We start from the raw sequence: 20,265 nt of genomic DNA on the forward strand, positions 1-20,265 counted from the left end.
CGCCGATCCACCTTCTCCCACAAGGGGAGAAGGGAAGAAGGGCTCAATGCCGGAAATGCCTGACGCCGGTGAACACCATGGCGATGCCGTGCGCGTCGGCGGCGGCGATCACTTCGTCGTCGCGCATCGAGCCGCCCGGCTGGATGACGGCGGTGGCGCCGGCTTCGATCGCCGACAGCAGGCCGTCGGCGAAAGGGAAGAACGCGTCCGAAGCGACCACCGAACCCTTGGTCAACGGCTGCGACAGGCCCGCGGCTTCCGCCGCATCAAGTGCCTTGCGGGCGGCAATGCGCGAGGAATCGACACGGCTCATCTGGCCGGCGCCGATGCCGACCGTGGCGCCGTCCCTGACATAGACGATCGCGTTCGACTTGACGTGCTTGGCGACACGGAAGGCGAACTTCAGGTCGGCCATCTCGGCCGGCGTCGGCGCGCGCTTGGTCACCACCTTCAGTTCGAGATCGTCGACCACCGCATTGTCGCGGCCCTGGACGAGCAGTCCGCCGGAGACCGATTTCACCGTGGTACCGGCGGCGCGCGGATCGGGCAGGCCGCCGGTGACCAAAAGGCGCAGGTTCTTCTTGGCGGCGACAATCGCTGCCGCGTGCTCGGACGCGTCGGGCGCGATGATGACCTCGGTGAAGGTCTTGACGATCTCCTCCGCCGCTTCGGCGTCGAGGATGCGGTTCATGGCGACGATGCCGCCGAAGGCCGAGACCGGGTCGCAGGCGAGCGCCTTGGCGTAGGCCACCTTCAGCGAGGTCGCTTCGGCGACACCGCAGGGGTTGGCGTGCTTGATGATGGCGACGGCGGCTGTGGCGGCAGGATCGAACTCGCCGACCAGCTCGAAGGCGGCGTCGGTGTCGTTGATGTTGTTGTAGGAGAGCTGCTTGCCCTGCAACTGACGCGCTGTGGCGACCCCCGGCCGCTTGTCGCCATTGAGGTACAAGCCGGCGCCCTGGTGCGGGTTCTCGCCATAGCGCATCACCTGATCAAGCCTGCCGCCGAAGGCGCGCCAGGTCGGATGCTCGATCTCCAGCGCTTCGGCGAACCAGCCGGAAATCGCGGCGTCGTAGCTGGCGGTGCGGGCGAAGGCCTTGGCCGCCAGCTTCTTGCGGAAATCCAGCGACAGCGAGCCGATATTCATCTCCAGCGCGTTGAGCACCGCCGCATAGTCTTCGGGATCGGTAACGATGGCGACATAGGCGTGGTTCTTGGCCGAGGCGCGGATCATCGCCGGTCCGCCGATGTCGATGTTCTCGACGATCGAGGCGTAGCCGGCGCCGGAACGGCGCACCTCCTCGAACGGATAGAGGTTGGAAACGACGAGGTCGATCGGCTCGATATGATGGTCGCGCATCGCCTTCGAATGCTCAGGGTCGTCGCGCACGCCGAGCAGCGCGCCATGCACCGAGGGATGCAGCGTCTTGACGCGGCCGTCCATGATCTCGGGAAAGCCGGTCAGTTCGGAGACGTCACGCACCGCCATGCCGGCGTCGGCGATCGCCTTGGCCGTGCCGCCGGTCGAAACCAGCTCGACGCCGGCGGCGGCGAGCGCCTTGGCGAAGTCGATCAGGCCGGTCTTGTCGAAGACGGACAGCAGCGCGCGGCGCACGGGAACGAGGTCGGGCGCGGGAATGTTCTTGGCGGCGACGGCCATGGGCTGGCGGCCTTTCAAGGCTGGATTGGAAGAAGCCCGCGCCGTAGCACATGAGATCAGGAAATCAAGCGCCGTGCGGCTGGCATCACACGCTGTTGCGCGCCGTCAGTTGTTTTCCGGATAGCCGGCGATGGTCGTCCTGGTCAGCTGCCAGTGGACCTCCGATATCTCCGAGGCCTTGAAGGCAAGCACGATCTGCCGGCTGCGGCGCGGCCCGCCGAGCCCGGCGAAATAGATCGACTCCTCCACCTCGGGCACGATGCCAGCGCATGTGAACACCCAGGTATCGCCCTGGTCAGCGGCGAGCACCAGGCGGTCATGCTCGTCCTGCAGCAGGTTGATGTCGGGGTGGACGTGGAAGCGCACGGCGACGAAGTCGCGGCCATTGTTGCGGATCGCGGCCCCGCCGGGGCGCTGGAAGCGGTCCCGGCCCGTCAGCACATTGCCGTTGCTCGACAGTTTCATTTCGCGCTCGTGCAGGAACCCGAAGCGCTGGACATAGCCGTCATGGCGGGCAAGGAAGCCCTGGCTGCCCTTCAGGTCAGTCCGCTTGCAGGGCACATGCTGCGGACCGCCGATCAAGGGCGAGCCGAGCAGGTCATTGACGCGCAGCGAATGGCTGAAACGCGCCGAGGACGTGTCGTTGACGGTGGCGGTCGAATGCGCGGCGGTGGCGCGGGCCAGCGGCCGGAACTCGGCGGCGCCATAGGTGTCGATGCCGGCATTGACGATGTAGTGCTGGCGGCCGGAGGACATCTCGAAGGCGAGGCAGCCGGCGTGCGCGGCGTTGGACACGTCAACGGGCGGCGGCAGGCCGGTGTCGGCGATGACGGTGACGCCGCCCATCGACAGGCGCTCATAGCCGGAATGCGGCGCGTGCAGCAGCGGCGCGCCGACGGTGTCGTCATGGCGCAGGATAGTGGCGATGCGGTCGTGGATGGTCGCCCCCATGCCGTTGAAGCGGGCGAGGCTGCCGTCCTGATGGCGGAAGAAGCGCAGCGCCGGCAGCATGCGGTCGATGGCGCCCATCAAAGCCGTAGGCGGCGTCTCGGCCTGGTTGGCATAGGTCTGGCGCAGCGGCAGCAGGTCAGCGAGCAGCTCCAGAACCGTCATCGGGTTGCGCGAGATGTGGCCGCCGTCGGGAAGGATCTGGCGGTCAAGCTCCTCGGCGAGATTGCGGGTGGCACCGCGCAATGCCGATGCCGGTGCTGGCAGCGACAGAGCGGCGAAGGCGAGCGCGATACGGGCGCGCAACCTGTCCTTGCCGTCGGGCATCGCTCGCGCCATCGAGCGGAGATAACGGATCTGCACGGCAAGCGATTTGAGAAAGGCACGGTAGAAAGGAAATTCGGCCCCCTGGAGCACGACGGAGGAATGCTGCAGCCAGGCGATCACGCGCTTGGCGGTGGTGCCGGGCTCCCAGGCGATGCCGGAAATCTGGTTGCCATGGATGGCGATCCAGTCGGAAACCAGCGCGCGGGCATTGGCGGCGGCAAGCTCGGTGCCGGCGGCACGCATATGGCGCAGCCAGCGAAAGCCGTGCAGCGTCTTTTGCCAACCGCGATTGGGCACGTCGATCTGGAAGGGCGATTTGCCGCCGGTCTCGACCAGATGTCCCGACAGCGGATAGCGGCCATAGTAGATTTCGAGCGCGATCTGCGGGTCTGCGAGTCTGAGATCCGGCGGGGCGATCAGGACGCGTTCGGGCGTGCGGCCGGAATAGCGCCAGCGATAGACCGGGCCGGCGCGCAAACGCCGGCGGGTCTTACGCCAGAACTCCTTCGCAACAAGCGTCCATAGCCGCGTCGTGCTGCCGGCAGCGATTGCCAAAACCCCTCCTGATCGTCCCGACCCAGGCACAAGCTTATATGATTCAAGAACTTATGCGAAGGCGGATTTCGCGCGGGTGACCGAGTGAACCCAATCGGGACGCGATCCTCCCTAAAAAAGTCGGCAAGTTTTACGAAAACAAGCGCCAAAGCGCGTCGTGTCGAAACGGATTCAGGCGATGCGCGCTTTGGCGAGATGCGTTAACCGGCGCGGCGCATGCGGGCGGCGAAGAAGCCATCGAGGCCGGACAGTCCGGGCGATTCGTGCGGCAGATCGGCCGGCGTGGTGCGCAACGTGCCCTCGGCCGTCAGGAACGGATCGATGCCGGCGATCTCGCCGCGGCGGACCGGATCGTCGACGACATCGGCTGTCTCGGCGAGGAAGGCGCGGTAAAGCTCCTCGCCTTCGAGCGGGTCGAGCGAGCAGTTGGAAAAGACGATGCGCCCGCCGGGCCTGGTCAGGCCGACGGCACGGGCGAGCAGCTTGCGCTGCAGCGCGGCGAGCTTTTCGACATCGGCCATCGTCTTGGTCCACGGCACGTCGGGATGCCGCCGCACCGTGCCGGTCGAGGAGCAGGGCGCGTCGAGAAGAACGGCATCGAACAGCTCAGCCGGCCGGTAGTCGAGCAGGTCCGTCTGCACGAGCTCAGCGGTCAGGCCGAGGCGCTCGAGATTTTGCGCCAGCCGCGTCAGCCGGTTCTTCGAGGTGTCGACGGCGGTGACGCGCGCGCCGGCAAGGATGAGCTGCGCCGTCTTGCCGCCGGGGGCGGCGCAGAGGTCGGCGACGCGCAGACCCTTGATGTCGCCGAACAGGCGGGCCGGCAGGGCGGCGGCGGCGTCCTGTACCCACCACGCCCCCTCGGCGAAGCCGGGAAGTTCGGGTACGGAGGCACTGAGCCTTTCCACCCGTATCGTGCCGGTCGGCAGGACGATGCCGCCGAGCCGCTCGGTCCAGAGCGCCGGATCGGACTTGACCGAAAAATCGACCGGCGCCTCGTGGCGATGGGCGGCAAGGATTTCTTTCGCTTTGTCCACGCCGTAGGCCGCCCTCAGCCGGCCGGAAAACCATGCCGGCGCTTCCTCGGTGGCGATCAGCGCGGGGGCGAGTTCGGCGTCCTTGGCCCGCGCCAGCGTGCGCAGCACGCCGTTGACGAGGCCGGAAAAGCGCAGCGTGCGCGGATCGGACTTGGCGTGGGTGACGGCAAGGTCGACGGCGGCGCTGTCGGGAATGTCGAGGAACAGGATCTGCGCCGCCGCCACATGCAAAATGTGCGACAGCGCGGTGGCGTTCTGCGGCAGCGGCTTTTCCAGCCGGCGGGAAAGAAGTCCGGCGATCGTCATGCGGTGGCGCAGCGCGGTGACCAGTATGGCGCGCACCAGCGCCCGGTCGCGCATGTCGAGCGCCCGGTATTGCGGGTGGCCGTTGTCGTGGTCGGTCAGACCGTCGAGCGGCGTGCGCGCGTCGATGACAGCGGCAAGCAGCCGCGCCGCCGCCTTGCGCGCGGCGAGGCCCGCGACTGCCTCGGTCCTGTCGTCACGATCGCCTGGGGTGCGCTGCCGGCGTTTGGCGCCGCTCACGACCACGGACCCTTGGGCCCGGTCGGGTTGCGGCCCCATGGATTGGGCCTAGGCTTGGCGGGTTGCGCCGGCTGCTCTGGCCGCGCGGCCTGGTCCCATGGACCTGGCGTCTGCTCGTCGTCCGCCGGATCGGATGTCGGCGCCTGGCGTGGCGCCTGCGCTGCGCGGCCGCCCATCTCGCGCGCCATCTCCTGCAGGGCGGCGATGCGGTTGTCGGTGTTGGGATGGGTGGAGAACAGACTGTCCATGCGCTCGCCGTGCAGGGGATTGATGATGAAGAGGTGCGCCGTCGCCGGATTGCGTTCGGCATCCGGGTTGCGGATGCGTTCGGCGCCGCGGGCGATCTTGTCAAGGGCAGATGCCAGCCAGAGCGGATTTCCGCAGATTTCGGCGCCGCGCCGATCGGCCTCGTATTCGCGGGTACGGCTCACCGCCATCTGCACGATCATCGCGGCGAAGGGCGCGACCAGCATCGCCACCAGCACGCCGACGAAGCCGAACGGGTTGTTGTTGTCGCGGTTGCCGCCGAAGAAGAAAGCGAAGTTGCCGAGCATCGAGATGGCACCGGCCAGCGTCGCGACGATGGTCATGGTCAGCGTGTCGCGGTGCTGGATGTGGGCGAGTTCGTGCGCCATCACCGCCGCCACTTCCTCATGCGAGAGCTGTTCCAGCAGCCCGGTGGAGGCGGCCACTGCGGCATTCTCGGGATTGCGGCCGGTGGCGAACGCGTTGGGCTGCGGATTGTCGATCAGATAGGTCTTCGGCATCGGCAGGCCGGCCTGCTTGGCCAACGCCTGGACGATGGCGTAGAACTCAGGTGCGTTCTTCGCATCGACCTCGACGGCGCGATTCATCGACAGCACCATCTTGTCGGCGTTCCAGTAGCTGAACAGATTCATGCCGGCGGCGATCAGCAGCGCGATCACCATGCCGCCGGAGCCGCCGATCAGGAAGCCGACGCCCATGAACAGCGCCGTCATCGCGGCAAGAAGCATTGCTGTGCGAAGGGTGTTCATCGTCTAGATCCGTCCGTGGTGGCGAAAGGGGTCGATCCTTGCGAGTTCATGGCTATATGATGGGAGACACCTGCCCCTGTTTCAATGCGCCGGGACTATCGCATGACCGACCAGACCAGCAAAGCCGATGCCGCGCCGGCGAGCGACGCGCCGCAAAAAACCCCGACGCCGGCGGCCAGCCGCGCGCTGGCCGAGGCTGAAGCGAGGCGCCTGGAATATCGCGAAAGGGAAGCCGCGCTGCCCAAGGAAATCGGCGGCCGCGGCGGCAAGGAACCCGGACGCTACGGCGACTGGGAGGTGAAGGGTCTCACCAGCGATTTTTGACGGGCGCGCTGATATTCAGGTGATGCCGGCCTGCAAGCGGCGGTTCCTGCGCTTCCGGTGCTCACATACTTCAAGTACGCTCCGCTCCGGTACGCGGAACCCACCATTTTCGACCCGGCCTGACATGAATCTCAACGCACCCTACGCGGCGTCGCGTTGCGGCTCGATCACGATCCAGCCGTGGTCGTCAAAAGCGATGCCGAGCTCGTCGTAAGAGGCGATCGATGCGTGCAGCGTCGCGATCGGATGCGTGTGCGTGGCGCTGATCACCATCAGGGAAGCGCCGGACGCTTCCGCCGCCGCGATGCCGGCCGGAGCGTCCTCGAAGACCAGGCAGTCGCGTGCGTCGACGCCGAGACGCCTGGCTGCGAGCTGGAAGCAATCGGGCGCCGGCTTGCCGCGGGTGACGTCCTCGGCCGCGACGATCACGGCGGGAACAGGAATGCCGGCCGCCTTCATGCGCAGCAGCGCCAGTTCGTGCGGTGCCGAGGTGGCGATCGCCCAGCGCTCCGGCGGCAGCGACTTGAGAAACGCCACCGCGCCGGCGATCGGCACGATGCCTTCGAGATCACCCGCTTCAGCCTTCAGCAGCGCGTCGGCCTCAAGCACCGGATCGACGCCGGGAAGCATCAGCGCGGCGATGGTCTCGACAGCCCGCTTGCCATGAATCGTCGGCAGGAAGGTCGCGACGTCGAGGCCCTGGCGCTGAGCCCAGTCAGTCCACACCCTTTCGGCCGCGGCAATGGAATTGATCACCGTGCCGTCCATATCGAACAGGAAGGCCGCGAATTTTCTGCCTGCAAACATCTAAAATCCTGGAGGTCGTATTCGGGAGGGACTAAGCTACGATCGATAGTAGCCGCATGGCCGGGCCGTGGAAAGGCGCAAGGCCGCCTTTTGACATGCCGGAGCGGTGCAAACCGCTCCAATTCTGTTTGCGCAATTCCGTACGGAAGACCACTACGCACTGTTGCTGAAAGTGTTCCAAGGGGAACCATGGCAGGCCTGCCGCGTTGAAAAGACTGTCTTCCAGAATGACCGCAGGGGGCAATCGTGATGCTGATCCGGCTCGGCTACGAAATCGCCATTGAATGCGCCGGATCGACGCCGATCATCTCGCTGCTCGAGATTCACAGGGATCGTCAGGCCGACATCAAGCGGCAGACGCGCGTGCTCACCTCGCCTTCCGTGCCGACCAGGGTCTACCACGACCGCCACGGCAACAGCTGCCGCCGCTTCACCGCGCCTGCCGGCGGCTTTCGCATCCTCTATGACGCGGTCATCGAGGACAGCGGCGAGCCGGACGAGGTCAACACGCTCGCCAGGGAAACGCCGGTGGCGGAGCTCCCCGATGACGTGCTCGTCTACCTGCTTGGCAGCCGCTATTGCGAAACAGACCATCTCAGCGATCTCGCCTGGCAGCGGTTCGGCAACCTGCCGCCGGGCTGGGCGCGGGCGCAGGCGATCGTCGATTACGTCCACAGTCGGCTGTCCTTCGGCTACGGCTATGCGCGCGCCACCCGCACGGCGGCGCAGGCGCATGAGGAGCGCGTCGGCGTCTGCCGCGACTTCGCGCATCTGGCGATCGCGCTGTGCCGCGCCATGAACATGCCCGCCCGATATGTGAACGGGTATCTCGGCGACATCGGCGTTCCCGTCGATCCGGCGCCGATGGACTTCTCGGCCTGGCTCGAAGTCTTCCTCGACGGCAAATGGTACACGTTCGATCCCCGCCACAATATTCCCAGGATCGGCCGCGTTGTCATCGCGCGCGGCCGCGACGCAACCGACGTGCCGCTGCTGCACAGCTTCGGCCAGCATCAGCTCAAGCTGTTCAAGGTCTGGACCTATGAGCAGGAGCGCAATCTGTTCAGCCCGCCCCATCACAACGTCGACAGGACGGTCAGCGCGCAGATGCTGGCATAGGCCCTGCCGCTGCCGGATTCCCGCAAGACACAGAGCCGGATCATGATCCGCTTCGGCACAGCGCGCCTGTGCCGGACTGGGATCGCGGTTGGCGGCTCGGTCGCGCGAAGACGGAGCATGGTAAGCACTTCCTAAACTCCGCGGCTGCCACGGCCTTTTGTTTACCGGCCGTTCACCCTGACTTGCTCGGAATTCAAGCAAAAACAAGGACTTGACCAGAAAGCGCCGGATTCATCCGGCAGGGTGCCGCAACCCGGCCGGAATCCTGCACCGCATCCGTCAGTCGGCTTCGAGGCCAATGGCGAATGGAGGCGGAAGATGCGGCGTTTTGCGGGTCTTGTTCAGGGGGCAGGCGGCTTTGCCAGGGATCGCGGCGGAAACTTCGCCATCCTGTTCGGCGCCGCCGCCTCGGTGCTGGCGCTCGGTGTCGGCTTCGGCGTCAACATCACCCAGATCTACAATGCCCAATCCAGCCTGCAGGGCGTGGTCGACGCAGCCGTCACCTCGACGGCGCGGGACCTGACCACCGGCGTCATCAAGGAGGCCGACGCGAGCAAGTCCGTGCAGGCTTTTCTCGACGCCAACAGCGCGGCCGGCATCCTGCAAGCCGGCCAGGTCGTCCTCGACAAATTGACGGTAGACAAGGCCGCAAAGACCGTCCGGGCGGACGCGTATGTCGATGTCGCCTTCTACTTCCCGCTGTTCAGCATGGGCGACACCAAGCGCATTGCCGTCTCCACCACCGCGCTCTATTCCGACAAGACAATCGAGGTGGCGATGATGCTCGACGTCACCGGGTCGATGGCCCCCGACAAGCGCGCCAAGACCAACAAGATCGGCGACCTGCAGGCTGCCGCCTCGGACGCGGTCAAGGATCTGCTCGGCCAGAACCGCGACCCCGGCAATCCGCGCGTGCGGGTGTCGATCGTCCCCTATGCCGAGGCCGTCAACACAGGCGGCCTGGCCGGCACCCTGTTCGTCGAGACGGCGACTGGCCCGAAGGTCCCGCCGCCGATCGACGCGCCTGTATCGGCGTCGGCGACTTCGGCGCCCGACAAATGCGCGACCGAGCGCAAGGACAGGGACGGCTATGCCGACTATTCGTCCGACGGGCCCTACACGCTGCGCCTCGACAACAAGGGCAGGACATATCAGGCCAAGGTCAACCGCGACTACCGCATGAAAGTGTGTCCCTCGGCCGCCCTCGTTCCATTGACCGCCGATGAAGGCAAGCTGCTCACCGCCATCGACCATTTCAGCGCCGCGGGCGTCACGGCCGGCGGGATCGCCGCGCAGTGGGGTTACTACATGCTCTCGCCGGCCTGGCGCTCGGCGATCGCGGACGCCGGCCTCGGCGCCGGCCCCGCCAATTTCGACACCAGAAAGGTGGCCAAGATCGCCATCCTGATGACCGACGGCCAGTTCAACACTGCCTTTGCCGGAGCGCGCGGCGCGCCCAAATCACAGGACCAAGGCCAGATGTCGCGCGGCAACGCCGAAAGCATCTGCGCCAACATGAAGCGCGACGGCATCGAGATCTTCACCATCGGCTTCGATCTCAACGATCCGTCGATGACGGCGACGGAGCGTGACCAGGCAAAGACCCTGCTCAAGGATTGCGCCACGGCCGATACATCGTCGCTCAAGCACTATTACGAGGCGGCCAACGGTCCGGAACTGTCCGACGCGTTCGGCAAGATCACCGAGAACATCGAGAAGCTCACGATCAACCGCTGAGACGTTGCGGCGAGCGCGTGCGCAGCCCGCCAAACGGAAAAGGCCGCCGCTTCTTCACGAAGCCGGCGGCCTTCCGTGTTTCCGTCCATGACGCGGTCTCTGGCGGTGATGCCATCGCATCACCTGCCGCGCTTCTCGCGCCTTAACGGGAAGACTGCTTCCCGAAAGTGCAATCCGCTGAGGCCACGTTCTGGAAAACGAAATCACTCGACATCGGATCACCTCCTTTCGATCTGTTGAACACACCCTCATGATGGGGTGCGTTGCAGCGAAAGACAAGGGGCAGGCGAAAAAGGCGTTGGTGTATTGCTAGACGAAGCGCATCGTCGCGCCGACCTCGATCCGCGCCGGCCGGTCGACGGTGCAGTAGACGCCGAGATTGTGGGCGTTGTGGCGCACCAGGTTGCGCAGGATGCCGGGATCGGCGTCGAAGCCGTCCTGGGCGATGATGGTGAAGCCGCAGCGGCGGCACGGCTCCGAGACGGTGAGCAGCAGGTCGCCGATAGCGAGCTTGCGGCCGACCCATTCGGTTTCGGGAAACGAGCCTTCGACCGGGGCCATGTCGATGACGATGTTGGGACGGAAGCGGCGCGGGTCGGCCGCCCCTTCCGGATGCAGCGTCTTGAGCCGTGCGAGCGAGGCGGTGGTCAAAAGATGGATCGGCGTCTTGACGTAGCGTTCCGCGGTCAGCGGGCCGGCATAATCCGGCGCGGCATCGTCCTGGCGGAATGGCCGGATCGAAGCCGCGAAACCGAGAAAGGCGGAGATGGCGCGGTCGCTTTCGGCCCCGGGCGCCGCCAGCCAGCCGCCGCCGGGAACGGCAACTTCCAGTTCCCGTGCGTTCGACAGCCGGGTGCGGATCAGCGGCACCTTGTGCCATTTCGCTTCCCGGTCGGGCCGGGCGATCTCGCCGCTGGTCGCGTCGACGAGGCCGAACAGCCGATCGCCATCGACGGTGCGGCTTCCGACCTCGATCGCATGCTGGCGCTCGCCGGCGAGCGAGCTCGCCGGATAGCGCCAGAGCTGGCTAACCGTGCCCCGTGCGGCCGCGTCGGCCATCAGCTCCTCTTGTTTTGCCGGTTGGCGACGAGGTCGTCGACGACGGCCGGGTCGGCCAACGTCGAGGTGTCGCCGAGCGCGCCGAAATCGTCCTCGGCGATCTTGCGCAGGATGCGGCGCATGATCTTGCCCGAGCGGGTCTTGGGCAGGCCCGGCGCGAACTGGATCTTGTCGGGCGTGGCGATGGCGCCGATCTCCTTACGGACATGGTCGACAAGCTCCTTGCGCAGCCCCTCGCTCGCTGCCTCGCCGGCCATCAGCGTGACATAGCAGTAGATGCCCTGGCCCTTGATGTCGTGCGGGTAGCCGACGACGGCGGCTTCCGATACCTTGTCGTGGCTGACCAGTGCCGATTCCACTTCCGCGGTGCCCATGCGGTGGCCGGACACGTTGAGGACGTCATCGACGCGGCCGGTGATCCAGTAATAGCCGTCGTCGTCACGGCGGCAGCCGTCACCGGTGAAGTATTTGCCCTTGTAGGTCGAGAAATAGGTCTGCACGAAGCGATCGTGATCGCCATAGACGGTGCGCATCTGGCCAGGCCAGGAATCGGTGATGCAGAGATTGCCGTCGGCCGCGCCTTCCAGCACCTTGCCGTCGCCGTCGACCAGTTGCGGCTTGACGCCGAAGAAGGGGCGCGTTGCCGAGCCCGCCTTGAGGGTTGTGGCGCCGGGCAGCGGCGTGATCAGGATGCCGCCGGTCTCGGTCTGCCACCAGGTATCGACGATCGGAACCTTGCCGTTGCCGACGAGGTTGAAATACCACTCCCAGGCCTCGGGGTTGATCGGCTCGCCGACCGAGCCCAGCACGCGCAGCGACTTGCGCGAGGTCTTCGTCACATGGGCATCGCCGGCGCCCATCAGGGCGCGCAGCGCCGTCGGCGCGGTGTAGAAGATGTTGACCTTGTGCTTGTCGATGACTTCCCAGAAGCGCGACTGCGAGGGGTAGTTCGGCACGCCCTCGAACATCAGCGTCGTGGCGCCGTTGGCGAGCGGCCCATAGACGATATAGCTGTGGCCGGTGACCCAGCCGACATCGGCGGTGCACCAGTAGATGTCGCCGTCATGGTAATCGAAGACATATTGGTGCGTCATCGAGGCGTAGACGAGATAGCCGGCGGTGGTGTGCAGCACGCCCTTCGGCTTGCCGGTCGAGCCGGAGGTGTAGAGGATGAACAGCGGATCCTCCGCCTTCATCTTCTCCGGCTTGCAGTCGGCCTTAACGGTCGCGGCTTCCTCGTGGTACCAGACGTCGCGTCCCGGTGCCCAGCCGACCTTGCCGCCGGTTCGGCGCACCACCACCACCTTCTCGACCCTGGTGCCGGCCTTGGCGGCGATCTCGACCGCCTTGTCGGTATTTTCCTTCAGGGGACATGTTTGCCGCCACGCAGGCCCTCATCGGCGGTGATGACGATGGTCGACTTGCAGTCGTCGATGCGGCCGGCGAGCGCGTCCGGCGAGAAGCCGCCGAAGACGACCGAGTGGATGGCGCCGATCCGCGTGCAGGCCAGCATCGCATAGGCCGCTTCCGGGATCATCGGCATGTAGATGGTGACGCGGTCGCCCTTCTTGACGCCGTGCTTCTTCAGCACGTTGGCGAAGCGGCAGACGTGCGCATAGAGCTCGTTATAGGTGACCTTGCGATCGTCATAGGGATTGTCGCCTTCCCAGATGATGGCGGTCTGGTCGCCGCGCTTCTTCAGGTGCCGGTCGATGCAATTCCACGACACGTTGGTCTCGCCGTCCTCGAACCATTTGATCGACACCTTGCCGTCGAAGGAGGTGTTCTTGACCTTGCTGAAGGGCTTGAACCAGTCGATGCGCTTGCCGTGCTTGGCCCAGAACTTGTCCGGTGACTTCACGCTGTCAGCATACCATTTGAGATAGGTGTCGTTATCGATCAGCGCGTTCTTCTTCCACGCCGGCTGCACCCGATGGACATGAACCTCGGACATTTTCAGTTTCCTCCCCAAACCAAGCCGCCGGGTGGCGGTGTCGCGGCGAAGCGGCCGCGAATTCGGGCGCATTATTAACAGTTCCGCGGTGACGACAACATTAGACGTTGGATTCGCGCGGCGGGATGACGCAGGGGCACTGCCGCACGCTGTCAGCACTCACGGCCTATCGCTGCTAACTGCATGTTTTGGCGAAGGAAAAGGCCGACACGATCAGAAAAAATCAATAGACAGTTAAGCAACTGAGCGCAGAATCACACATGGGAGGAAAGGAGATCGACGCAGGGGGCTGCAATGCATGACCATACCGAAATGGACCTGATGCTCAGGGGATATGGCCTGACCACGGCCAAGATTCTCTACCATTTTCCCGACCATCCGCATCTCTTGCAGAGCTACATCTGGCAGGACTACGACATCGCGCCGAAGTTCCCGGTGCTGATCCGCTTCATCGAGTTCTGGAAGGCCAAGCTCGACGGGCCGCTGCATTCGGTGACCTACACGCACCAGACGCTGGTCGCGCCGAACGAGTGGCGCAAGGTGGATGGAGAGTTTCTGGTGCATTAGTCTCTCGGTGCCGTTCCGACCGACGGCTCGCATGCCTTGGCGATTGGGGAAAACCCAGATCGATTCGTCATGGTCGACGCGGTGCCGCCGGCGGGGTCCTTGTAGTCGCAGTGTGGCAGCCGCGTTCGGGTAAACCGTCTGGGAGTCGATATGCGGATCGGGTGGACGATCTTGATCTGGCTTGCGCTTGGCGGCGTCGGCGCCGCGGCAGAGGCGCGGTGCCCGAAGGGGGAAGCGCCGATCCAACCGGAGGATATCGAAGCCGCGCCGGACTGCATCCAAGCACACAAGCTGCACGATGCCTGCGCCTGGGGGTCGAGTGGCGATGCCACTATGACGGAGATCGTCATGAGCAAGTGCGAGGCCGGTTTCTTCGACCATATGACGGCCGCGCAGAAGCGCCGCTATGAGGCTCGTGGCCGAGCATGCGGCGAGCGCTATCCGGTCACGCCGCTTGGCGGGTCAATTCAAATATACCTGTCCGCCATGTGCCACGAGGACCTCGCGGTGACCTATTTCAAGGCGGCCAAAGGCGGGCGTATCGCGGGAACGCCACCGTGGAAGGTTCCCGACATAGCTGAGTAGATCGAGGTTTGCTTCCAGGAGCCGCAAGCTCTTCGGCGAAAGGTCGGGGGCAAATTTTTGCCCCGCTGAACGGCGGCGATGCCGCCGCCCGGTGGGTAAACTGGTGTCAGACGGCCGGCGGGTTCAACCGGGCAAAGCCCTCTTGCCGCCGATAGGGGAAGTACGGGTAAGGCGCGGTGACTTCGCTTGCCGCGTCCAGTGTCCTGATCTGCTCCGGCGTCAGCGTCCAACCGACGCCGCCAAGGTTCTGGCGCAACTGCTCTTCGTTGCGGGCGCCGATGATGACGGAGGCGACGGTCGGGCGCTGCAGGAGCCAGTTGATGGCGACCTGCGGCACCGTCTTGCCGGTTTCCTCAGCAACGGCGTCTAGTGCCTCGACAACATTGAACAGGTGTTCGTCATCGACCGGCGGCCCAAAGCTTGCCGTGTCGTGCAGCCGGCTCCTTTCCGGCAGAGGCCGGCCGCGGCGGATCTTGCCGGTCAGCCGGCCCCAGCCGAGCGGGCTCCACACCAGCGCGCCGACGCCCTGGTCGAGGCCGAGCGGCATCAGCTCCCATTCATAGTCGCGGCCGAGCAGCGAATAGTAGACCTGATGCGCGGCGTAGCGCGGGTAGCCGTGCTTCTCCGCCAGGCCGAGCGACTTCATCACCTGCCAACCGGAGAAATTGGAGACGCCGACATAGCGCAGCTTGCCGGCGCGCACGAGGTGGTCCAGCGTCGACAGTACCTCTTCGACCGGTGTGCCGGCATCGAAGGCGTGCAGTTGCAAGAGGTCGATGTAGTCGGTGCCGAGACGCCTGAGCGCGTCCTCCACCGCCTTGATCAGACGCGAGCGCGAGGAGCCGTAATCGGCTGGCCCGTCGCCCATTGGCAGCGATGTCTTGGTCGAGATCAGCACGGCGTCGCGGCGGCCCTTGATCGCCGCGCCCAGCACCACTTCCGAAGCGCCGTTCGAATAGACATCGGCGGTGTCGAAGAGGTTGACGCCGGCCTCGAGGCAGATGTCGAGCAGCCGGCGCGCCTCTTGCGCGTCGCTGTTGCCCCAGGCGCCGAACAGCGGGCCGGAACCGCCGAAGGTGCCGGCCCCGAACGAGAGCGCCGGGACCTTGAGGCCCGATGCGCCAAGACGTCGATAATCCATCTTTTGCTCCTGCTTGGATTGAGAGGGTGGTTGAGCTTTTGCCGGGCAGACTACGTGCGGACGGACGCCGGCTCGCCGAGCGCCTGGGCGCGATCGAGGCGCAGCGCCAGCGCGGCGACGCAGAGCGCCGAAAGCGGCAGCAGGGCCGCGACCCAGGTGACGGCGCCAAGGCCGGGGCCATGCGCGATAACCACGCCGCCCAGCCAGGCGCCGGCGGCGTTGCCGAGGTTGAAGGCGGCGATGTTGAAGGAGGAGGCAAGGCTCTGCCCGGCGCCTTCGGCCTTTTCCAGCACCCACATCTGCAGCGGCGCCACGGTGGCGAAGGCGGCGGCGCCGAGCAGGCCGGCAAAGAGGACCGCCAGCACCTGGCTCCGCAGGCCAAGAGTCATCAGGCCAAGCACCAGCGCCAGCACAATCAGGCTGCCGAGCACGGACGGCACCAGCCAGCGATCGGCTGCCTTGCCGCCGATCAGGTTGCCGGCGATGAGGCCGCCGCCGAAGACGAGCAGGATCGGCGACACCGCCGCTTCCGGAAAGCCGCTGATTTCGGTCAGCATCGGAGCGATGTAGGTGAAGACGGCAAAGACGCCGGCATAGCCAAGCACGGTGGTGGCGAAGCCGAGCAGGACGGGTGCGCGGCCGAGCACCGCGAGATCGGCGCGCAGATTGCTCTTCTGGGGCTCTGGCTGCTCGCGCGGCACCAGGGCCAAGATGACCGCGAAGGCCGCGATGCCAACCAGCGTCACCGCCCAGAAGGTGGCGCGCCAGCCGAAGGCCTGGCCGAGCCATGTGCCGAACGGGACGCCGAGGATATTGGCGATGGTCAGCCCGGTGAACATCAGCGCGATCGCCGAGGCCTTCCTGTTGGGCGCGACCAGCCCGGTCGCCACGACCGAGCCGACGCCGAAGAAGGTGCCGTGGGCAAAGGCGGTGAGCACGCGGGCGCCCATCAGCGTCCAGTAATCGGGAGCGAGCGCGCAGGCGAGATTGCCAAGGGTGAAGATCGCCATCAGCGCCAGGAGCACGGTCTTGCGCGGCCAGCGGCCGGTGGCGATGGTGAGCAGCGGCGCGCCGATAACGACGCCCAGCGCATAGCCGGAGATCAGCTGGCCGGCGGCCGAGATCGAGACTCCAAGGTCGCCGCTGACCTGGAGCAGCAGGCCCATGATGACGAATTCGGTGACGCCGATGCCAAAGGCGCCGGCGGCAAGGGCATAGAGAGCAAGAGGCATGGCGATCGTCCCGTTGGTGGTGCTGGGACGCACTTCCCCGCGTCCCGGCTCGGAAGATCGTGTTGCTACCGTCTGTGAGCCAGACTTGCCCGAGGCACATCGATTATGAAATAGATTCATAGATGGCGAGATCAGAGATAAACCGCTCTGGCGAGATCGAGGTGTTTGTTCGCGTCGTCGAGGCTGGCAGCTTTTCGGCGGCGGCGCGGGCGCTGCGCATGACGCCGTCGGCGGTGAGCAAGCTGATCGCGCGGCTGGAAGCGCGGCTCGGCGCCCGCCTTGTCAGCCGTTCGACGCGCAGGCTGCAGCTCACGCCGGAAGGGGCCGCCTTCCACGACAGCGGCGTGCGCATCCTGGCCGACATGGCGGCGGCCGAGCGCGAGGCAGCAGCCGGTGCCGCGCCGCGCGGTCTGCTCAGGATCAACTCCTATGTGCCGTTCGGCCAGCATCGGCTGATCCCGCTTTTGCCGCGCTTCCTGGAGCGCTATCCCGAAATCTCGGTCGACGTCGTCCTGACCGACCATGTCATCGACCTGATGGAGGAGCGCGCCGACGTCGCCATCCGCGCCGGGCCACTCGGCGAATCGCGGCTGGTGGCGCGCAAGCTCGGACAGAGCGGCGTGGTGGTGGTCGCAGCACCCTCTTACCTCGATGCGCACGACACGCCGCGCACGCCGGCCGATCTCGACCGCCACAACCGCATGGGCTTCCGCTTCGCGCGCCATATCGACGGCTGGCCGTTTGCCGACAGGGCCGGCCGTGCCACCGTAGTCCCAATCAAGGGCAATGCCCAGGTCAGCGACGGCGAGGCGATGCGGCTGATGGCGCTTGCCGGCGCGGGCATCGCCCGGCTGGCGCGCTGGCATGTCGAGCCCGACATCGCCGCCGGCCGGCTGGTGCCGTTGCTCGAGGATTTCAATCCCGGCGACGAGGAAATGACCCACGCCGTCTATGTCGGCCAGGGCAAGCACCTGCCGGCCAGGGTGCGTGCCTTTCTCGATTTTCTGGTCGAAACGGTGCGGCTCTGAACGGGGCACGAAAAATGCCGCGCGCCCGAGGGACGCGCGGCTGCTCAGACGAAGCGGACGAACTAGGCCTTCGGCACGAACGGCGCCGGGCGCCGGCCAGCGCCCTGCCGCTCCAGCATCCAGCCAGGATATTCGGAGGGCAGTGTGCTGACCTCGTCCAGCCTGGCGATATCCTCGGCGTCGAGCTTCAGCGCGGTGGCGGCGAGGTTCTGCTCGAGCTGGTCCATGCGGCTGGCGCCGATGATGACGCTCATCACGAAGGGTTTTGCCAGCACGTAGCCGAGCGCCACGGTGGCAACGCTGACATCGTGCTTCCTGGCGAGTTCGCGCATGACAGCGACGGCTGCCCAGGCGCGATCCTCGTTGACCGGCGGAAAGTTGAAGGAGGCGCGTCGGCCTTCGCCATTGCCAGGCGCGCCCGGACCGTATTTGCCGGAGAGCAGCCCGCCGGCCATCGGTGACCAGACCATCAGGCCGAGCTTCTCCTCATTGAGCAGCGGCACGATCTCGCGTTCGAGGTCGCGGCCGGCGATCGAATAGTAGGATTGCACGGTTTCGAAGCGGGCAAGGCCCCTGCGCTCGGCAATGCCCAGCGCCTTGGCGATGCGCCAGGCCTGCCAGTTCGAGACGCCGACGTAACGCACCTTGCCGCTGGACACGAGATCGTCGAGCGCCCGCAGCGTCTCGTCGATCGGGCTCACCGTGTCGGTGCCGTGCAGCTGGTAGAGGTCGATGTGATCGAGCTGCAGCCGTTCGAGGCTGGCGTCGACCGAATCCATGATGTGGCCGCGCGAGGAGCCGCGCTGGTTCGGGCCCTCGCCCATGACGCCATGCACCTTGGTGGCGATGATGACGTCCGACCTTTTGACGCCGAGATCGCGGAGCGACTGGCCGAGCAGTCTTTCGGAGGCGCCGAATGAATAGACGTCGGCCGTGTCGAAGAAGTTGACGCCGGCGGCAATCGAGCGGCCGACGATCTCGTTGACGCCTTTCTGGTCGAGGCTGGCGATCAGGCCCCATTGGGCGTTCTCGCCGGCGGCGCCGAAGGTCATGGTGCCGAGGCAAAGTTCGGAGACGAACAGGCCGGTGTTTCCGAGTTGATTGTAGCGCATGTTGGGAGCTCCAGGGAGATGGGAATGACGCTGGAGAAAATAGGAACGGTACGTTCCGTTTCAAGAGCTTGGAGCAAGCGTGGCGAGCAACTGGCTCAAGAGAACCGTCGGGCAGCCACCGCTAGGCAGTAGGTGGTTCCCAGGGATTAAGTACGGTAACGCCGATGTCTTCGAAGTCAGACATTGCGCGTAACCACGATTAGGTCATGGACGAGGGCTGTCGCTGCTATCAGTGTGTCTGCGCTACCTCGCGTACGACCTGCCGTGATGCGGCCCCTGCCAACGCAATCTCTTCGGTGATTGGAAGAATGCAGTCTGCATTGTCTCTTCGCAACTCTCGCAGCCAGATATCGAGCCGGGCCGCCCTTTCAGGGTCAACCTTGCGCTGCTTGACGATCCCTCGCTCGATCTCGCCAAGGGTAATGACGCTAAGGCTGATCGACGCCGGATCGATCGAAGCCACCCACGCAGGCGGCTTCGGCAGGCGCCTCTGCGTATCCGAAGCGACGTTCGTATCCAGCAGGTATATTCAGAGGTCGATGTCCCGGATCATCGTATTCCGGCGACGGGTGATTTCCTCGTCAAACTCATCGTCCCACCCGGGGCCGGTCAGAAGATATTCGGCAAGCGATTTCTTCTTTCCGGCAAGGCGATCGTAGTCCTCCACGGACAGGACAACTGCAGCCCGTTCACCGCGAAGTGTCACGGTCTGTGGCCCTTCGGTTCGCGCCCGCTGAAACACTTTCGAAAAATTGTTTTTTGCGTCCTGTAGATGCCAGTTCATGAAGACCGTCCTAGCTAGCTTGGCTGGATATACATCTGGCAAGCCTTTGCGGCGAGGTTCATCGCCCAGTTATCGGCTGCCGAAGATCGCCGAGCCGACCCTGACGCTGGTCGCGCCGAAGGCGATCGCCGTCTCGTAGTCGCCGGACATGCCCATCGACAGCTTTGCGACCCCAGCCTCCTTGCCGAGCTTCTCCAGCAGCGCGAAATGCGGGCCGGGGTTCTCGTCGGCTGGCGGAATGCACATCAGGCCTTCGACCGCAAGGCCGTGGACCTCGCGGCAGCGCTTGACGAAGGCGACCGCCTCGCGCGGCTCGATGCCGGCCTTTTGCGGCTCCGAGCCGGTGTTGACCTGAACGTAGAGTTTTGGTGTCCGGCCCTGTCTCGCCATCTCCTTGGCGAGTTCGGCGGCGATCTTCTCGCGGTCCACGGTCTCGATGACGTCGAACAGCGTGACCGCTTCCCTGGCCTTGTTCGACTGCAGCGGACCGATCAGATGCAATTCGATGCCGGGAAATAGATGCTTCAGCGCCGGCCATTTGCCTTGCGCTTCCTGCACGCGGTTTTCGCCGAAGACGCGCTGGCCGGCCTCGATGACCGGGCTGATCGATGCGGCCTCGAAGGTCTTCGACACCGCCACCAGCGTGACCGCGCCTTGGTCGCGGCCGGCCTCGCGCTCGGCGGCGGCAATCCTTGCCTTGACGGCAAAAAGCTGTTCGACGGCGCTCGTCATG

General features: G+C 65.6%; 17 protein-coding genes and 2 pseudogenes. 6 read left to right on the forward strand and 13 right to left on the reverse strand.

Annotation, left to right across the window (positions count from 1 at the left end):
* Positions 1-43: 43 nt before the first annotated feature.
* The 4 genes from purH to htpX all read right to left on the reverse strand — a co-directional run bounded on the left by purH (position 44) and on the right by htpX (position 6,083).
* Positions 44-1,660, reverse strand: coding sequence for a bifunctional phosphoribosylaminoimidazolecarboxamide formyltransferase/IMP cyclohydrolase (gene purH / locus EJ073_RS21690; RefSeq protein WP_126057580.1), 1,617 nt, complete (start codon positions 1,658-1,660; stop codon positions 44-46).
* Between the two features lie 105 nt (positions 1,661-1,765).
* A complete protein-coding gene (locus EJ073_RS21695) occupies positions 1,766-3,490 on the reverse strand; it encodes a heparinase II/III family protein (protein WP_126057581.1) in 1,725 nt (574 codons plus the stop codon).
* A 200-nt stretch (positions 3,491-3,690) separates the two neighbouring features.
* Positions 3,691-5,073, reverse strand: coding sequence for an RsmB/NOP family class I SAM-dependent RNA methyltransferase (locus tag EJ073_RS21700; RefSeq protein ID WP_245455754.1), 1,383 nt, complete (start codon positions 5,071-5,073; stop codon positions 3,691-3,693).
* Positions 5,064-6,083, reverse strand: coding sequence for a zinc metalloprotease HtpX (htpX, locus tag EJ073_RS21705; protein ID WP_126057583.1), 1,020 nt, complete (start codon positions 6,081-6,083; stop codon positions 5,064-5,066). Before htpX ends, EJ073_RS21700 begins: the two co-directional genes overlap by 10 nt.
* 102 nt (positions 6,084-6,185) lie before the next feature.
* Here htpX and EJ073_RS21710 point away from each other — a divergent pair, with 102 nt between their 5' ends.
* On the forward strand, positions 6,186-6,407 hold the full coding sequence (locus tag EJ073_RS21710; RefSeq protein WP_126057584.1) for a DUF1674 domain-containing protein: 222 nt from the start codon (positions 6,186-6,188) through the stop codon (positions 6,405-6,407).
* 141 nt (positions 6,408-6,548) lie between these two features.
* Here EJ073_RS21710 and EJ073_RS21715 read toward each other — a convergent pair whose 3' ends face one another.
* A complete protein-coding gene (locus tag EJ073_RS21715) occupies positions 6,549-7,214 on the reverse strand; it encodes an HAD-IA family hydrolase (RefSeq protein WP_126057585.1) in 666 nt (221 codons plus the stop codon).
* A 249-nt stretch (positions 7,215-7,463) separates the two neighbouring features.
* Between EJ073_RS21715 and EJ073_RS21720 the strand changes: the two genes are divergently transcribed.
* Complete coding sequence (locus EJ073_RS21720; RefSeq protein WP_126059301.1) at positions 7,464-8,333, forward strand: transglutaminase family protein; 870 nt, start codon at positions 7,464-7,466, stop codon at positions 8,331-8,333.
* A gap of 318 nt (positions 8,334-8,651) precedes the next feature.
* Positions 8,652-10,070, forward strand: a complete 1,419-nt coding sequence (locus EJ073_RS21725; protein ID WP_126057586.1) for a pilus assembly protein — start codon at positions 8,652-8,654, stop codon at positions 10,068-10,070.
* A gap of 309 nt (positions 10,071-10,379) precedes the next feature.
* On the opposite strand, the gene EJ073_RS21730 is transcribed toward EJ073_RS21725, so the two are convergent.
* The gene (locus EJ073_RS21730; protein WP_126057587.1) at positions 10,380-11,129 is read right to left on the reverse strand and encodes an MOSC domain-containing protein; all 750 of its coding nucleotides are present in this window, start codon (positions 11,127-11,129) and stop codon (positions 10,380-10,382) included.
* A pseudogene (gene acs / locus EJ073_RS21735) lies at positions 11,129-13,083 on the reverse strand (acetate--CoA ligase). The gene EJ073_RS21730 and the pseudogene acs overlap by 1 nt, the downstream one beginning before the upstream one ends.
* A 294-nt stretch (positions 13,084-13,377) precedes the next feature.
* Here acs and EJ073_RS21740 point away from each other — a divergent pair.
* Both EJ073_RS21740 and EJ073_RS21745 read left to right on the forward strand, forming a co-directional pair.
* Positions 13,378-13,650 (forward strand): aspartate-semialdehyde dehydrogenase, encoded by a 273-nt coding sequence (locus EJ073_RS21740; RefSeq protein WP_126057588.1) that lies wholly within the window; start codon positions 13,378-13,380, stop codon positions 13,648-13,650.
* A 171-nt stretch (positions 13,651-13,821) separates the two neighbouring features.
* Complete coding sequence (locus EJ073_RS21745) at positions 13,822-14,235, forward strand: hypothetical protein (RefSeq protein ID WP_126057589.1); 414 nt, start codon at positions 13,822-13,824, stop codon at positions 14,233-14,235.
* A gap of 106 nt (positions 14,236-14,341) precedes the next feature.
* Here the strand turns inward: EJ073_RS21745 and EJ073_RS21750 are convergent, their stop codons facing one another.
* Positions 14,342-15,376 carry an aldo/keto reductase gene (locus tag EJ073_RS21750; protein ID WP_126057590.1) on the reverse strand — a complete coding sequence of 345 codons (1,035 nt, stop codon included), beginning with the start codon at positions 15,374-15,376 and terminating at the stop codon, positions 14,342-14,344.
* Between the two features lie 50 nt (positions 15,377-15,426).
* Positions 15,427-16,608 (reverse strand): MFS transporter, encoded by a 1,182-nt coding sequence (locus tag EJ073_RS21755; protein WP_126057591.1) that lies wholly within the window; start codon positions 16,606-16,608, stop codon positions 15,427-15,429.
* Between the two features lie 122 nt (positions 16,609-16,730).
* Here EJ073_RS21755 and EJ073_RS21760 point away from each other — a divergent pair, with 122 nt between their 5' ends.
* Entirely contained in the window at positions 16,731-17,636 is a 906-nt protein-coding gene (locus tag EJ073_RS21760) for a LysR family transcriptional regulator (protein WP_126057592.1), read from the forward strand.
* A gap of 62 nt (positions 17,637-17,698) precedes the next feature.
* On the opposite strand, the gene EJ073_RS21765 is transcribed toward EJ073_RS21760, so the two are convergent.
* From EJ073_RS21765 to EJ073_RS21780, 4 genes and pseudogenes are all read right to left on the reverse strand, one after another.
* A complete protein-coding gene (locus tag EJ073_RS21765) occupies positions 17,699-18,748 on the reverse strand; it encodes an aldo/keto reductase (protein WP_126057593.1) in 1,050 nt (349 codons plus the stop codon).
* Between the two features lie 121 nt (positions 18,749-18,869).
* Positions 18,870-19,277 (reverse strand): annotated as a pseudogene (locus EJ073_RS21770) (type II toxin-antitoxin system VapC family toxin).
* Positions 19,278-19,532: a type II toxin-antitoxin system Phd/YefM family antitoxin gene (locus EJ073_RS21775; RefSeq protein ID WP_126057594.1), complete on the reverse strand. Its 255-nt coding sequence runs from the start codon at positions 19,530-19,532 to the stop codon at positions 19,278-19,280. It abuts the pseudogene before it with no gap.
* Positions 19,533-19,601: 69 nt separating this feature from the next.
* The gene (locus EJ073_RS21780) at positions 19,602-20,264 is read right to left on the reverse strand and encodes a YggS family pyridoxal phosphate-dependent enzyme (protein ID WP_126057595.1); all 663 of its coding nucleotides are present in this window, start codon (positions 20,262-20,264) and stop codon (positions 19,602-19,604) included.
* Between the last annotated feature and the right edge of the window lies 1 nt (position 20,265).

Origin of the sequence: Mesorhizobium sp. M4B.F.Ca.ET.058.02.1.1 (genome assembly GCF_003952505.1) — a bacterium.
Taxonomy (GTDB): domain Bacteria; phylum Pseudomonadota; class Alphaproteobacteria; order Rhizobiales; family Rhizobiaceae; genus Mesorhizobium.